This window comes from Streptomyces sp. NPDC096012 (genome assembly GCF_040426375.1).
In the GTDB taxonomy this organism is placed as follows: domain Bacteria; phylum Actinomycetota; class Actinomycetes; order Streptomycetales; family Streptomycetaceae; genus Streptomyces.
This window is the reverse complement of record NZ_JBEOTD010000008.1, coordinates 96,698-110,552: the sequence shown is the minus strand read 5'-3', so window position 1 is coordinate 110,552 and position 13,855 is coordinate 96,698. Positions and strand designations below refer to the sequence as shown.

The window sequence follows — 13,855 nt, the reverse complement described above, 5'->3', positions numbered from 1 at the left end:
TGAGCGGTGGGGGGCCGGGCCGGGAGGCCAGGCCGCTCGTCGGGGCCGGTGAGTGCCCGGCGGGCGAGAGGGAGCCGCGGTCATGACGTCACGCCGTATCGAGGGCCTCCTCCTCGGCCTCGCCGCGGGAGACGCCGCCGGCTGGCCCGCCGCCCGGCACCGCGCCGCCCGCATGCCCGAGTGGACCCGCCGCCTCACCCGGGAGCTGGACACGTTCGCGGAGCAGAACGCCACCACCACCCTGCCCGTCCCGATCGCCCTGAACCAGCCCCCCGAGCCCCTCCGCCTCGGCCCTTCCGACGACGCCGAGTGGGCGGTCTTCGCCGCAGAGGCCGTCCTGCGCGCCGGCGACGACGACGTACTCGGCGACCTCAGCCGGGAACGCCGTATGCGCGCCGCGATCGACCTCACCTGGACCACCGTGGCCTCCGAGGTCGCCGCCGCGGCGGATCGCGCCCCGGAGGTCGAGTCCGCCGTCCTCCCCCTGCGCGCCCGCATCTCCGTCCGGGCAGGCCTCGGCAACCTCGCCGCCGGCCTGCGCCCGCCCGCCACCGGCCATGACAACCCGCACTACTTCGACGACGCCGCCTGCGTCCGCGCCTGCGTCCTCGCGGTGGCCCACCCGGGCGATCCGCGAAGTGCCGCCGCGCTCGCCGAGTTCGACGCCCGCTACACCCAGGACGGCGACGGTGTGCACGGCGCCCGCGCGATGGCCGCGGCCCTGGCGCTGGCGCTGACCGGCGTGGACACCGCCACCTGCGTGTCCGCCGCGCTCGCCGAACTCCCCGCGGACTCCGAGATCGGCCGCAACACCCGCCACGCACTCGCCCTGGCACGGGACGGCGAGTCCGCCTTCGCCCTCGTCCCCCTCCTCGAACACCAGATCGTCGACCACGTCTACAGCTACGGCATCGCCGCCGCCGAGACCGTGCCGGTCGCCCTGGCCCTGGCCACCGCCGCCCGCGGCCGAATCGCCGAGGCCGTCCCCGCCGCCGCCTGCCTGTCCCGGGTCGCGGACTCCGCCCCCGCCCTCGCGGGCGCGCTGACCGGCGCCCTCGGCGGCGGCGCGGCCATCCCGCGGACCTGGCGGGACGCCTGCCGCACCCTGAGCGGCTGCGCGCTGCCCCGCCTCACCGGCACCGACCTGGTGGAACTCGCCGGACTCCTGGAAGCCGCACAACCGGCCCCTCCAGGGGGATGATTCGGCCCATGACGCCCGAAGCACCCAAAGACCCTGAAGAGGTCGAGGGAGAAGAAACCGGCGGCCCGCCTCCGCACGCGCTCGACGAGCGGATCACCGGCGCCCTGGTCGGAGCCGCCGTCGGCGACGCCCTCGGCGGTCCGGTCGAGGGCTACTCCCCCGACCAGATCGCCGAGCGCCACGGCGGCCGGATCCACGGCATCGTCGGACCCTGGCACGGTGACGACTGGCGCACCGCCCGCCCCATCGCCCCGTACCACAAGGGCGACGGCCACGTCACCGACGACACGTTGATGACCCACGCGCTGGTCCGGGTCTACGAACGCGTCCGCGACCACCTCGACGCCCACGCGATCGCCGACCACCTGGTCCCGGACCTGATGACCAACCCCCGCTGGATCCCTGAGCTGCAGACCGAGACGCTGCCGCTGCACCGCGTCTTCCTCGCCGAGAAGTGGCTGGTGGCCCGGCTCGCCTACGGTCACGTCGACCCCCGGGAGGCGGGCGTCGGCAACATCGTCAACTGCGGTGCGGCGATGTACATGGCGCCCGTCGGCCTGGTCAACACGGCCGCCCCGGCCGCCGCCTACGCCGAGGCGCTGGACGTCGCCGGCGCGCACCAGTCGTCGTACGGCCGTGAGGCGGCCGGCGTCTTCGCCGCGGCCGTGGCCGCCGCCGGCGCACCGGGCGCGACCCCGGACTCGGTCGTCACCGCCTGTCTGGCGCTGGCCAAGGACGGCACCCGCACGGCGATCGAGGCGGTCTGCGAAGTCGCCGCACGCCACCGGGACTTCGAGTCGGCGCTCGGTCCGCTGCGCGCGGCGGTGGCCCCGTACGACACGGTCGGTCCGGACTACCGCGCCCCCACGCTCGCCGCACGCCGCCCCTCCCGTCTGCACGCCATCGAGGAACTGCCCATCGCACTGGGCATGTTGCTGGTCGCCGGCGGTGACTACCGGCACGCCGTCCTCGGGTCGGTCAACTACGGCCGTGACTGCGACTCGATCGCCACGATGGCCGGTGCCCTCGCGGGCGCCCTCGGCTCGCCCGTGCCCGAGGACTGGGCGAAGGCGGTCGCGGAGGCGAGCCGGCTGGACCTGTGGGAGCCGGCCCGCACGCTCACCGCGGTCACCCGCGAGATCTTCGAACGGGACGTGCGCCGCCGGCGCGCCCATGAGCGGGCGTTCACCGCACTCGGAGGCCGCCCGTGCTCCGGCTGACCTGGGTCCAGCCGGAGGACCTGCTGGGCCACGAACTGCGCCAGGCCCGCCTGGACGGCCGGGAACCCTCGGCGATCGAGGCGAGATGGCGGGCGGCGGGCGGCCCCGACGCCCCGGAACGGGCGGGGGCCTCCGCCCACCGCGTGTCCCGCTACCTGCGCCTGCTGGCCGAGGACCTGCTGGACGAACTGGCCGACCTGCCCAGCGGGCTGAGCGAGGACGAACCGACGGACCTGGCCCGGATCAGGGCCGCGTGTCCCGACTGGCCCGCCGTACGGCTGCGCGCTGCGCTCGCACCGGCCGCCCTGGAGGCCGCCTGGCTGGGCCGGGCCATCGGCTGCCTGCTGGGCAAGCCGGTCGAGAAGCTCCCCCTGGACGGCATCCGTGCCCTCGCCCGGGCCGCCGGCAACTGGCCCCTGACCACCTACTTCACCGCCAGGGGCGTGCCCGGGCCGCTCCTCGGGGAGTACCCCTGGAACCGCCGCTCGGCACCGACCTCCCTCGCCGAGAACATCGACGGCATGCCCGAGGACGACGACCTGAACTACCCCCTGCTCAACCTCCTGCTGCTGCGGCGCCACGGGAAGGCCTTCACCACCACGGACGTGGCCCGGCTGTGGCTGGAGGAACTCCCGCCCGGCCGCACCTTCACCGCCGAGCGCATCGCCTACCGCAACCTCCTCACCGGTGTCGAACCCCCGCACACGGCACGCCACCGCAACCCGTTCCGCGAGTGGATCGGCGCCCTGATCCGCGCCGACGTGCACGGCTGGACCAACCCGGGCGACCCGGCCGCCGCGGCCGGCCAGGCCCACCGGGACGCCGTCCTCACCCACACCGCGAACGGCGTGTACGCGGCCATGTTCACGGCCGCCGTCATCGCCACCGCCGCCACCGGGACCCACGACGTCCACGCCTGCCTGCACGCCGGCCGCGCGGTGCTCCCGCCCCGCTCCCGGCTGGCGGAGGCGGTCGGCCACGCCGTCCGGCTGGCCCGGTCGACCGAGGACTTCGACGACGTCGTGGACGCCCTGCACGCCCGCTACGACCCGGCCCACCACTGGGTCCACGCGATTCCCAACACCGCCCTGACCGCCGCCGCCCTCACCCACGCGGACGGCGACTTCGCCGGCTCCGTCTGCCGTGCGGTGTCCGGCGGCTGGGACACCGACTCCAACGGCGCGACGGCCGGCAGCATCGCCGGTCTCCTCGCCGGCACCCCGGAGGCGCTGCCCGACCGCCTTCGGGGCCCGCTGAAGAACCGGCTCGCCACCACCGTCGCGGACTTCGACGGCACCGGCTTCGACTCCCTCGCCCACCTCACCCACCTGGAGGCGACCCGCACATGACTCACATCGCCGTCCTCGGCAGCACCAACATGGACCTGGTCACCTACGTCACGAAGGCCCCGCAGCGCGGCGAGACCGTGACCGGACGGGAGTTCCGTACGATCCCCGGCGGCAAGGGCGCCAACCAGGCGATCGCCGCCGCCCGCGCCGGCGCCACCGTCTCGATGATCGGCGCGGTCGGCAACGACGCCTTCGGCCTGCGGCTGCGCGACACCCTCGAACACTCCGGCGTCGACACCGACTTCCTGCGCACCGTCGAGGGCCCCTCCGGAACCGCGCACATCGTCGTGGACGACGAGGGCGGCAACTCCATCGTCGTCATCCCCGGCGCGAACGGCACGGTCGACCACCTCTCCCCCGGCGACGAGCAGCTGATCGCCTCCGCCGACACCCTGCTGCTCCAGCTGGAGATCCCGCTCGCCGCGGTCGTCGCGGGCGCGGAGGCGGCCCGCCGGCACGGGATCCGCACGGTCCTCACCCCGTCCCCGGCCCGGCCGCTGCCACCCGAACTCCTCGCCGCCACCGATCTGCTGCTGCCCAACGAGTACGAGGCGCTCACCCTCACCGGCCGCACGGACCCACGCGAGGCGGCCGCGGCGCTGCTGGACCTGGTGCCGGAGGTCGTCGTCACCCTGGGCGCGACCGGCAGCCTGTACCTGGCGCGGGGCGCCGAACCGCTCGTGGTCCCCGCCCCCCGGGTGACCGCCGTCGACTCCACGGGCGCGGGCGACACCTTCGCCGGCGCGCTGGCGGTGGCCATGGCCGAGGAGAAACCGGTACGGGAGGCGCTGTCCTGGGCGGCCGCCGCGGCGGCGATCTCCGTCCAGCGGGCCGGGGCGTCGGCTTCGATGCCGTACCGCCCGGAGATCGACGCCCAGTACACCGCATGAGTACGGCGACGGGTACGCACCCGGCCCTCGCCGGTCTGCGGGTGCTGGACCTCGCGACCCTGTTCGCGGGCCCGATGGCCGCGACCCTGCTGGGCGACTTCGGCGCCGAGGTGATCAAGGTCGAGCATCCCCGCCGGCCCGACCCCTCGCGCGGCCACGGACCCGCCCGGCAGGGCGTGGGTCTGTGGTGGAAGGTGCTCGGCCGCAACAAGCGCGCCATCACCCTCGACCTGTCCACGCCGGGCGGCCGCGGCACCCTGCTCAGGCTCGCCGCCACCGCCGACGTGGTGATCGAGAACTTCCGCCCCGGCACCCTGGAGAAATGGGACCTGGGCTGGGACGAGCTGTCCGCGGCCAACCCGCGGCTGGTCCTGGCCCGGGTCACCGCGTTCGGCCAGTTCGGCCCGTACGCCCACCGCCCGGGCTTCGGCACCCTCGCCGAGGCGATGAGCGGCTTCGCCGCCATCACCGGGGAGCCGGACGCGCCCCCGACGCTGCCGCCCTTCGGGCTCGCCGACTCCATCGCGGGCCTGGCGACCGCCTACGCCGTGCTGACGGCGCTGGCGGCGCGGGAGCGCACCGGCAGCGGGCAGGTGGTCGACATGGCGATCATCGAGCCGATCCTGTCGGTCCTCGGCCCCCAGCCGACCTGGTACGACCAGCTCGGTCATGTGCAGGAGCGCACCGGCAACCGGTCCGCGAACAACGCCCCGCGCAACACCTACCGCACCGCCGACGGCGCCTGGATCGCCGTCTCCACCTCCGCGCAGTCGGTCGCCGAGCGGGTGATGCGGCTGGTGGGGCGCCCGGAGCTGGCCGCCGAACCGTGGTTCGCCACGGGCGTGGGCCGGGCCGCGCACGCCGACGTGCTGGACGAGGCGGTCGGCTCCTGGATCGCCGCCCGCACCCGCACCGAGGTGCTGGCGGCCTTCGAGAAGGCGGAGGCGGCCGCGGCCCCGGTGCAGGACGTCCGGGACGTCCTGGCGGACCCCCAGTACCAGGCCCTGGAGACCGTCACCACGGTCAGCGACCCGGAGCTGGGACCGCTGCGCATGCAGAACGTCCTCTTCCGGCTCTCCGCCACACCCGGCGCGATCCGCTGGGCCGGCCGCCCGCACGGTGCCGACACGGACGCCGTGCTCGGTGAACTGGGCCTGGGCCCGGCCGACATCGCCGCCCTGCGCGCGGAGGGCGCCCTGTGATCCGGTTCCCGCTCACCTGGCTCTACGCTCCCGGCGACCGCCCGCACGTCGTGGCCAAGGCGCTGACGGCGGGCGCCGACACGGTGGTGATCGACCTGGAGGACGCGGTCGCCCCGGACCGCAAGGACTACGCCCGCGCCGCCACGGCCGAGCTGCTCCGCACCCGCCAGCCGGTCCCGGTGCACGTCCGTGTCAACGCCCTGGACACCCCGTGGGCGGCCGCGGACCTCGCGGCACTGGCCACGCTGCCGGGCGTGTCCGGGCTACGGCTGCCGAAGGTGACCTCGCCCGGCCAGATCAGGCAGGTCGCCGTGGCCACCCCGCTTCCGCTGTACGCGCTGCTGGAGTCGGCCCTCGGCATCGAGCACGCCTACGCCATCGCCGGTGCCCATCCGGCGCTGCGGGGCATCTCCCTCGGCGAGGCGGACCTCAGGGCCGACCTGGGACTGCGGGCCGACGCGGGTCTGGACGGGCCGCGCTCGCGGGTGGTCGTCGCCGCCCGCGCGGCGGGTCTGGCCCCGCCGTCGCAGTCCGTCCACCCCGACATCCGCGACCTGGACGGCCTCGCCGCGTCCTGCGCCCGCGGACGCGCCCTGGGCTTCCTGGGCCGTTCGGCGATCCACCCCCGGCAGCTTCCGGTGATCGAGCGGGCCTATCTGCCCACGCCCGCGGAGATCGAGCAGGCCGAGACGATCATCAAGGCGGCGGCGGAGGAGCAGGGGGCCCAGGCCCTGCCCGACGGCCGCTTCATCGACGCGGCGGTGGTCGCGGCGGCCCGGCGGACGCTGTCGCTGGCCCACCGGCGATGACCGGTGCCCCGGTGCCCGGACACGCCGAGGGCGCCCGGAGATCCCGGGCGCCCTCGGTGCCGTCAGTGGCGCGGGTCAGCTCTTCTTCGAAGCCGACTCGGCGGTCTCGTCCTCCACCGATCCGGCGTTCTCCGGCTCGGCGGCGTCCTCCGGCTTCCCGCCGTTCGGCGCCTTCCCGGCGCCCTCCGGCCTTCCGGCGTCCTCCGCCGTCCCGGCGTGCTCCGGCTTCCCCGTGTCCTCGGCGGCGTCCTCGGCACCGTCGGCCGGGCCGCCGGAGACGTCATCGGCCGTGCCGTCGGAGGAGGCGCCGGGCATTCCCCGCTCCACCACCGCTTCGCGTCCGGGCCGCTTCTTCGAGGACACCACCATGTAGGCCACGGCGAGCAGGAAGACGGCCAGCGCGGTCCAGTCGTTCAGCCGGAGACCGAGGATGTGGTGGGCGTCGTCCACGCGCATGTACTCGATCCAGCCGCGGCCCACGCAGTACGCGGCGACGTACAGGGCGAACGCCCGGCCGTGGCCCAGCACGAAGCGGCGGTCGGCCCAGATGACGAGGAGGCCGACGCCGACGCACCACAGGGACTCGTAGAGGAAGGTCGGGTGGTAGTAGCCCGGCACCCGGCCGCCTTCGGCGGAGGTGATGTGCAGCGCCCACGGAACGTGCGTCTCGCGGCCGTACAGCTCCTGGTTGAACCAGTTGCCCCAGCGGCCGATGGCCTGCGCGAACGCGATGCCCGGCGCCACGGCGTCGGCGTACGCGGGCAGCGGGACACCCCGGCGGCGCGCGCCGATCCAGGCACCCACCGCGCCGAGCGCGATCGCGCCCCAGATGCCCAGGCCGCCCTCCCAGACCTTGAAGGCGTCCACCCAGTCACGGCCGTCGCTGAAGTACAGCTCATAGTCCGTGATCACGTGGTAGAGCCGGCCGCCGACCAGGCCGAACGGCACGGCCCAGACAGCGATGTCGGCGACCGTGCCGGACCGTCCGCCGCGGGCGACCCAGCGCTTGTTGCCGAGCCAGACGGCGACGAAGACGCCGATGATGATGCAGAAGGCGTAGCCGCGCAGCGGGATGGGGCCGAGATACAGCACCCCGCGCGACGGGCTGGGAATGTAGGCAAGTTCCATGGCAGGTCCGACGCTACCGTGCCGGGCCGTGGGGACGGCAAGCAGCCCGGCTACGGGTCCATAACGGGAGCGTGGGAAAACACCCTCACCGCTTGTCGGCGTCCTCCACCATCTGCTTGAGCTTGGCCGGGGTCATCGTCTGGTCCTGGTAGATGTTCTTGCCGTTGAGCAGGACCGTCGGCGTGCCGGAGAAGTTGCCGGACTTGAAGGCCTTGTGGGACTTGTTCACCCAGTTGTCGTGGGTGCCGTCCTGCACGCACGTGCGGAAGGCGGGCGTGTCCAGGCCGTTGACCTTGCCGGCCAGCTCGATCAGCCGGGCGTTGCTGCCGAAGGCGTCGTCGGTCTCCCTGGGCTGGTTCGCGTACAGCACGTCGTGGTAGTCGCGGAACTTTCCGGCGTCCTGGGCGCAGGCGGCGGCGTTGGCCGCGCGCAGGGAGCCGCTGCCGCCGAGGTTGCCGTCGATCAGGCGGACCAGGTGGTAGTCGATTCTGAGCTTGCCGGCGTCGGCGAGTTCGTGGAGCGTCGGCCGGTACGCCGTCTCGAAGGCCTGGCAGGCCGGGCAGCGGAAGTCCTCCCAGACGGTGAGCGTGGACTTGGCGCCGTCCTTGCCGACCGGGATGGCGAGGCTGTCCTTGCCCTGCGCGCCGGAGGGCGCCACGACCGGGCCCGCGCCGCTCTGCTTGTCCTTGCCGGCGTTGGCGGCGACCACGCCGATCACCGCCGCCAGGCCGAGGACGCAGACGACGCTCGCGCCCACGATCAGCGTGCGCCGCCGCTTCTCCGCGGCCTTCTGCTTCTCGCGCTCGACCGTCAGCCGTTCCCGGGCCGTGCGCTTTCCGTCACGGTTGTTCTCGCTCACACCCCCAGAACGAACCGGGGAGGCGCAGCGCGCCTCCCCGGTCCCAGGTCCACCCGTTCGAGTGACCGGATCTTCCGTGGTGACCGGCTCCGGACGGTTGCCGCCGGTCAGACCCGGCGGCGCACGCCCTCGGCCAGCTCGCCGGCCAGCCGGCGGACCTCCTCGAGGCCCGCGGCGTGGTCCGGGGCGTCCAGCATCCGCTTGACGAACGCCGAGCCGACGATGACGCCGTCGGCGAAGCCGGCGACCTCGGCGGCCTGCGCCGCGTCGGAGACGCCGAGCCCGACGCAGACGGGCAGTGCGGTGCCGGTGCCGCGGGTGCGCTCGACCAGGTCCTGGGCCTGCGTGCCGACCGACTCGCGGGTGCCGGTGACGCCCATCAGCGAGGCGGCGTAGACGAAGCCGCTGCCCACCGCGGTGATCTGGGCGAGCCGCTCGTCCCGGCTGCTGGGGGCGACGACGAAGACGGTGGCGAGACCGTGCTTGTCGGCGTGCTCCCGCCACAGGGCCGACTCCTGGACCGGCAGGTCGGGCAGGATGCAGCCGGCGCCGCCCGCCTCGGCCAGCTCGGCGGTGAAGCGCTCGACGCCGTAGCGGTCGATGGGGTTCCAGTACGTCATGACGAGCACGGGCTTGCCGGTGGCCTCGTGGGCCTCCCTGACCGTGCGCATGACGTCCGCGATCTTGACGCCGCCGCGCAGGGCGATGTCGTCGGCGGTCTGGATGACCGGGCCGTCCAGCACCGGGTCGCTGTGCGGCAGGCCGACCTCCACGACGTCGGCGCCGCCGTCGAACACGGCCTTGACCGCCTCGATGCCGCCGTCCACCGTGGGGAAGCCGGCCGGCAGGTAGGCGATGAGCGCGGAGCGGCCCTCGGCCTTCGCGGCCGCCAGGGTGTCCGTCAGCAGCTCGCTGTTCCCGCTCACTTGGCGTCTCCCTCGATCTCGGCGGTGTCGGCTTCGTCGGCGGCCACCTCGGCGTCGGTGTCGTAGAGGCCGAAGTAGCGGGCGGCGGTGTCCATGTCCTTGTCGCCGCGGCCGGACAGGTTGACGACGATCAGGCCGTCCCTGCCCAGCTCCCTGCCGACCTCCAGGGCGCCGGCCAGGGCGTGGGCGCTCTCGATGGCCGGGATGATGCCCTCGGTGCGGGACAGCAGGCGCAGGGCCTGCATGGCGGCGTCGTCGGTGACCGCGCGGTACTCGCCGCGGCCGGAGTCCTTCAGATAGGAGTGCTCGGGGCCGATGCCCGGGTAGTCCAGACCCGCCGAGATCGAGTACGGCTCGGTGATCTGGCCCTCCTCGTCCTGCAGGACGTAGGACCGGGAGCCGTGCAGGATGCCGGGCTCGCCCGCGGTCAGGGTGGCCGCGTGCTCGCCGGTCTCGATGCCGTGTCCGGCGGGCTCGCAGCCGATGAGCCGGACGCCCTCGTCGGGGATGAAGGCGTGGAAGAGGCCGATGGCGTTGGAGCCGCCGCCCACGCAGGCGACGGCCGCGTCCGGGAGGCGGCCGGCGCGCTCGAGCAGCTGACGGCGGGCCTCGACGCCGATGACCCGGTGGAAGTCGCGGACCATGGCCGGGAAGGGGTGCGGGCCGGCGACCGTGCCGAACAGGTAGTGGGTGCGGTCGACGTTGGCGACCCAGTCGCGGAACGCCTCGTTGATGGCGTCCTTGAGGGTGCGGCTGCCGGACTTCACGGCGACGACCTCGGCGCCGAGCATGCGCATGCGGGCGACGTTCAGGGCCTGGCGCTCGGTGTCGATCTCGCCCATGTAGATGGTGCAGTCGAGGCCGAAGAGCGCGCAGGCGGTGGCGGTCGCGACGCCGTGCTGGCCGGCGCCGGTCTCGGCGATGACCCGCGTCTTGCCCATGCGCTTGGTGAGCAGGGCCTGGCCGAGCACGTTGTTGATCTTGTGGGAGCCGGTGTGGTTGAGGTCCTCGCGCTTGAGGAACACCCGGGCGCCACCGGCGTGTTCGGCGAACCGCGGCACCTCGGTGAGGGAGCTGGGGCGGCCGGTGTAGTTGACCAGCAGGTCGTCGAGCTCGCGGGCGAACTCGGGGTCGTGCTTGGCCTTGTCGTACTCGACGGCGACCTCGTCCACGGCGGCGACGAGGGCCTCCGGGATGAACTTGCCGCCGAACGCGCCGAAGTAGCCCTCGGGACTGGGGATGTGACCGTCCGGGTCGGGGATGAAGAACTCGCTGGGCATGCGGAAACCTCACGGTGAGTGTGGATGAAGAACACGAATCGCCGTGGGGCGGAGGATGTCGAACGGCCTCAGGTGGTGTGTGGCTGGTCGCGCAGTTCCCCGCGCCCCTGGGGGCGCGCTGCCATCGACGCCCGTTCACCTGTCCGGGCTCGTCACCGATGACGTAGCGCACCCGGCGACCGTGCACGCGCCGGGCCGGCGCACGGCAGCCCCGGGGACGGCAGCCGCGCGCCAGGCGGGCGTACCGGTCCACGGTCGTCATCGTGAGGGTCATCGCAACCAAGCCTAGCGGGGGATCAGCCGCGGCCGTGCCGCAGCGCCGGGTGCTCGCCCGCCGCCACCAGGTCGGCCACCGCCGCCTTGGGGTCGCGGCCGGTGACCAGCGACTCGCCGACCAGCACCGCGTCGGCGCCGGCGTTGGCGTAGGCGATCAGGTCGTGCGGTCCGCGCACCCCGGACTCGGCCACCGTGACGATGCCCTCCGGGACCTCCGGGGCGACCCGCTCGAACGTGCCGCGGTCGACCTCCAGCGTCCTCAGGTTGCGCGCGTTGATACCGATGATCCTGGCGCCCGCGTCCACGGCCCGCTCGACCTCGTCCTCGTCGTGCGCCTCCACGAGCGGGGTGAGGCCGATGGAGACGGCCCGCTCGATCAGCGACTCCAGGGCCGGCTGGTCGAGGGCGGCCACGATCAGCAGCGCGAGGTCGGCGCCGTACGCGCGGGCCTCCCACAGCTGGTACGACGTGACGATGAAGTCCTTGCGCAGGATCGGGATGTCCACGCGCGCGCGGACGGCCTCCAGGTCGGCCAGCGAGCCGCCGAAGCGGCGCTGCTCGGTGAGGACGGAGATGACGGCCGCGCCACCCGCCTCGTAGTCCGCGGCCAGCGCGGCCGGGTCGGCGATCGCGGCCAGCGCGCCCTTGGAGGGGCTGGAGCGCTTGACCTCGCAGATCACCTTGACGCCGTCGCCCTTGAGCGCGGCCACCCCGTCCTTGGCGGCGGGGGCCTTGGCCGCGCGCTCCTTGAGCTCGTCGAGGCTCACGCGTGCCTGCCGCTCCGCGAGGTCGGCACGGACTCCGTCGATGATCTCGTCGAGCACACTCACGCGAGCGGCCCCCTTCCTGGGCGGTGGTTCCTTCGGGTTCCGAGAACCCGTAGTCACTGCGATGGTATCCGCAGGAGCGCCAAGGCCTCGCATCCGGTGGCGGGCGGTCCCACCACCTGGACCTTTCGCGCCCGGCCGGTCAGGGGTGCAGCCAGCTGCCGAACGGCAGGTTGCGGACCACGGTGAAGACCAGCAGCAGCGCGCCGACCGCCCACAGCCGCGCCGGTCCGGGATCGAGCCGGGCCGGTCTGCCCCGCACCGTCCGGATCACCCAGACGGTCCACAGCACCGCGCAGACCAGGTAGGCGGCCACGCCCGCCGCGTTGTCCCGCAGGGCGGTGAGGAGATCGCCGTGGACGAAGGCGTGCGCGCTGCGCAGTCCGCCGCAGCCGGGGCAGTAGAGGCCGGTGAGCCGGTACAGGGGGCAGACGGGGTAGTGGCCGGGTTCACCGGGGTCGACGGCTCCGACGTAGGCGAAGGCCGCGGCGGCGGCCGTGAACAGCCCGGCCGGAACGGCGAGCCGCCGCCACACGGGGGCGACCCGGGCCGGGTGGGGGGTCCGGGCCGGGTGGGGGGTCGGCGGCGGGGCCGTGCTGCTGTCGGCGTTCACGGCGGCATTCTGCCCCGCCCGCCGGCCACGCGCGCGCCCGCAGCGGCCGACCGGGCACGGGGCCGCCGGCGTGCGGCCCGGCACGCGGCGAGGGGCGGCCCCGCATCCTGTGGATGCCGGGCCGCCCCTCGGAAGACCTGGGTGCCGTCGCGGTCAGCCCTTGGCGCCGGCCGGTTCGGGGGTCGCGACGGGAGCCTGGTGCGGGAGGGCGCGCTCCTGCTTCGGCTGGCCGAGACCCATGGCACGCATGATCATGCCGACGACGCCGCCGAGGACCACGATCACCATGCCGGCCCAGAAGCCGACGGGCTGGGCCATCACCATGAACGCGCCCGAGACGCAGAAACCGATGAAGGTGATGGTGACGCCGGTCCAGGCGGCCGGGGTGTGACCGTGGCTGCTGCCCGCCATGACTTTGCTCCTCGTTGCTGTGTACGTGTCGAAGTACGTGTCCGTACGGGTTCCGGGCCCGCCCGTCACCGTCCGAGCCGGACGCTCGCCGTCCATTGTCCCGTACGCGCGCGCATGCCGGACGCGGGGGTGGCGTCTGTTTCACCACATCGCCCGGGCGGACCGTACACCCGCCGCCCGGGCGGGCGCGCGCAGCGCACCGGTCAGGCGCCGGTCGGGTCCTCGCCCCGGTCCAGGGCCTTCCAGATCTCCTCGGGGCGCTCCGGGTCGACCGGCCGGCCCTTGCGGCGGGGGCGCTCGGTGCCGCGCTCGTAGCGTCCGGACATGGCGGGCCACGTACGGCCGTAGCGCAGCGCCAACAGGCCGGCGACCAGGATCAGGGCGCCGCCGACGGCCGCGACGTAGGGCCAGCCCGTGTGGCTCAGCGCGCCGACCGTGGCGGAGGTGTCACCGCTCACCTGCGCCGCCCGGTCGTCCAGCGCGGAGCTGTCGGTGGCGGCCGCGAGGGCGGCGATGGCGATGCCGGCCCCGGAGAGCGCGAGGAGGGCGGCGACCAGGAGGCGGCCGGCCCTGCGGACGGCGAAGACGGCGACGAGCGCGGCGAGGCCCACTATGGCGAGGGCCGCTGGGACGCCGGTGACGTCGCTGCCCTTCACGGTCAGCGGGAACGCGCCGCCGGCGACCGTCGCGGTCCCCTCCGCCCAGCGTTGCCGGGTGGCGAGCAGCGCCACGGCCGCGCCGAGGGCACCGCACAGGAGGGCCACGGCGAGGCTGCGCCGGCCGGACCGGGCGGGAGCGTCGGCTTCGGAGCGAGGGTCAGGAGCAGCAGTCACGTACTCCACTATCGCCTGAACCCCGGGCGAA

General features: G+C 74.4%; 14 protein-coding genes. 6 read left to right on the top strand and 8 right to left on the bottom strand.

The genetic code is table 11. From position 1 onward, the window contains the following. The first annotated feature begins 82 nt into the window (after positions 1–82). From ABVB68_RS11255 to ABVB68_RS11230, 6 genes are read left to right on the top strand one after another with little or no spacing between them, the layout of a single operon-like run. A complete protein-coding gene (locus ABVB68_RS11255) occupies positions 83–1,201 on the top strand; it encodes an ADP-ribosylglycohydrolase family protein (RefSeq protein ID WP_353600779.1) in 1,119 nt (372 codons plus the stop codon). Positions 1,202–1,209: 8 nt separating this feature from the next. Then, positions 1,210–2,421 carry an ADP-ribosylglycohydrolase family protein gene (locus ABVB68_RS11250; protein WP_353600778.1) on the top strand — a complete coding sequence of 404 codons (1,212 nt, stop codon included), beginning with the start codon at positions 1,210–1,212 and terminating at the stop codon, positions 2,419–2,421. Next, the gene (locus ABVB68_RS11245) at positions 2,409–3,770 is read left to right on the top strand and encodes an ADP-ribosylglycohydrolase family protein (protein WP_353600777.1); all 1,362 of its coding nucleotides are present in this window, start codon (positions 2,409–2,411) and stop codon (positions 3,768–3,770) included. Before ABVB68_RS11250 ends, ABVB68_RS11245 begins: the two co-directional genes overlap by 13 nt. Continuing rightward, positions 3,767–4,660: a ribokinase gene (gene rbsK / locus ABVB68_RS11240; RefSeq protein WP_353600776.1), complete on the top strand. Its 894-nt coding sequence runs from the start codon at positions 3,767–3,769 to the stop codon at positions 4,658–4,660. The genes ABVB68_RS11245 and rbsK overlap by 4 nt, the downstream gene beginning before the upstream one ends. After that, complete coding sequence (locus ABVB68_RS11235; protein WP_353600775.1) at positions 4,657–5,862, top strand: CaiB/BaiF CoA transferase family protein; 1,206 nt, start codon at positions 4,657–4,659, stop codon at positions 5,860–5,862. The genes rbsK and ABVB68_RS11235 overlap by 4 nt, the downstream gene beginning before the upstream one ends. Further along, the gene (locus tag ABVB68_RS11230; RefSeq protein ID WP_353600774.1) at positions 5,859–6,671 is read left to right on the top strand and encodes an HpcH/HpaI aldolase/citrate lyase family protein; all 813 of its coding nucleotides are present in this window, start codon (positions 5,859–5,861) and stop codon (positions 6,669–6,671) included. The genes ABVB68_RS11235 and ABVB68_RS11230 overlap by 4 nt, the downstream gene beginning before the upstream one ends. Before the next feature lie 75 nt (positions 6,672–6,746). Here ABVB68_RS11230 and lgt read toward each other — a convergent pair whose 3' ends face one another. From lgt to ABVB68_RS11190, 8 genes are all read right to left on the bottom strand, one after another. After that, positions 6,747–7,799 (bottom strand): prolipoprotein diacylglyceryl transferase, encoded by a 1,053-nt coding sequence (gene lgt / locus ABVB68_RS11225; RefSeq protein ID WP_353600773.1) that lies wholly within the window; start codon positions 7,797–7,799, stop codon positions 6,747–6,749. 85 nt (positions 7,800–7,884) lie between these two features. Then, positions 7,885–8,658, bottom strand: coding sequence for a DsbA family protein (locus ABVB68_RS11220; protein WP_353600772.1), 774 nt, complete (start codon positions 8,656–8,658; stop codon positions 7,885–7,887). Between the two features lie 107 nt (positions 8,659–8,765). Continuing rightward, positions 8,766–9,584: a tryptophan synthase subunit alpha gene (gene trpA, locus ABVB68_RS11215; RefSeq protein ID WP_353600771.1), complete on the bottom strand. Its 819-nt coding sequence runs from the start codon at positions 9,582–9,584 to the stop codon at positions 8,766–8,768. Continuing rightward, positions 9,581–10,864, bottom strand: a complete 1,284-nt coding sequence (gene trpB, locus ABVB68_RS11210) for a tryptophan synthase subunit beta (protein ID WP_353600770.1) — start codon at positions 10,862–10,864, stop codon at positions 9,581–9,583. Before trpB ends, trpA begins: the two co-directional genes overlap by 4 nt. Before the next feature lie 296 nt (positions 10,865–11,160). Next, complete coding sequence (gene trpC, locus ABVB68_RS11205; RefSeq protein WP_353600769.1) at positions 11,161–11,970, bottom strand: indole-3-glycerol phosphate synthase TrpC; 810 nt, start codon at positions 11,968–11,970, stop codon at positions 11,161–11,163. 139 nt (positions 11,971–12,109) lie between these two features. After that, positions 12,110–12,580, bottom strand: coding sequence for a DUF2752 domain-containing protein (locus tag ABVB68_RS11200; protein ID WP_503006072.1), 471 nt, complete (start codon positions 12,578–12,580; stop codon positions 12,110–12,112). A gap of 153 nt (positions 12,581–12,733) precedes the next feature. Next, positions 12,734–12,991 (bottom strand): HGxxPAAW family protein, encoded by a 258-nt coding sequence (locus ABVB68_RS11195; RefSeq protein WP_353600768.1) that lies wholly within the window; start codon positions 12,989–12,991, stop codon positions 12,734–12,736. A 203-nt stretch (positions 12,992–13,194) separates the two neighbouring features. After that, positions 13,195–13,833 carry a TIGR02234 family membrane protein gene (locus ABVB68_RS11190; protein ID WP_353600767.1) on the bottom strand — a complete coding sequence of 213 codons (639 nt, stop codon included), beginning with the start codon at positions 13,831–13,833 and terminating at the stop codon, positions 13,195–13,197. Between the last annotated feature and the right edge of the window lie 22 nt (positions 13,834–13,855).

What these genes read in the sequence shown, in the direction of transcription:
- ABVB68_RS11255 (WP_353600779.1), top strand. Translation starts at nt 83, where the DNA reads ATGACGTCACGCCGTATCGAGGGCCTCCTCCTCGGCCTCGCCGCGGGA.
- ABVB68_RS11250 (WP_353600778.1), top strand. Translation starts at nt 1,210, where the DNA reads ATGACGCCCGAAGCACCCAAAGACCCTGAAGAGGTCGAGGGAGAAGAA.
- rbsK (WP_353600776.1), top strand. Translation starts at nt 3,767, where the DNA reads ATGACTCACATCGCCGTCCTCGGCAGCACCAACATGGACCTGGTCACC.
- ABVB68_RS11235 (WP_353600775.1), top strand. Translation starts at nt 4,657, where the DNA reads ATGAGTACGGCGACGGGTACGCACCCGGCCCTCGCCGGTCTGCGGGTG.
- lgt (WP_353600773.1), bottom strand. Translation starts at nt 7,799, where the DNA reads ATGGAACTTGCCTACATTCCCAGCCCGTCGCGCGGGGTGCTGTATCTC.
- trpB (WP_353600770.1), bottom strand. Translation starts at nt 10,864, where the DNA reads ATGCCCAGCGAGTTCTTCATCCCCGACCCGGACGGTCACATCCCCAGT.
- ABVB68_RS11195 (WP_353600768.1), bottom strand. Translation starts at nt 12,991, where the DNA reads ATGGCGGGCAGCAGCCACGGTCACACCCCGGCCGCCTGGACCGGCGTC.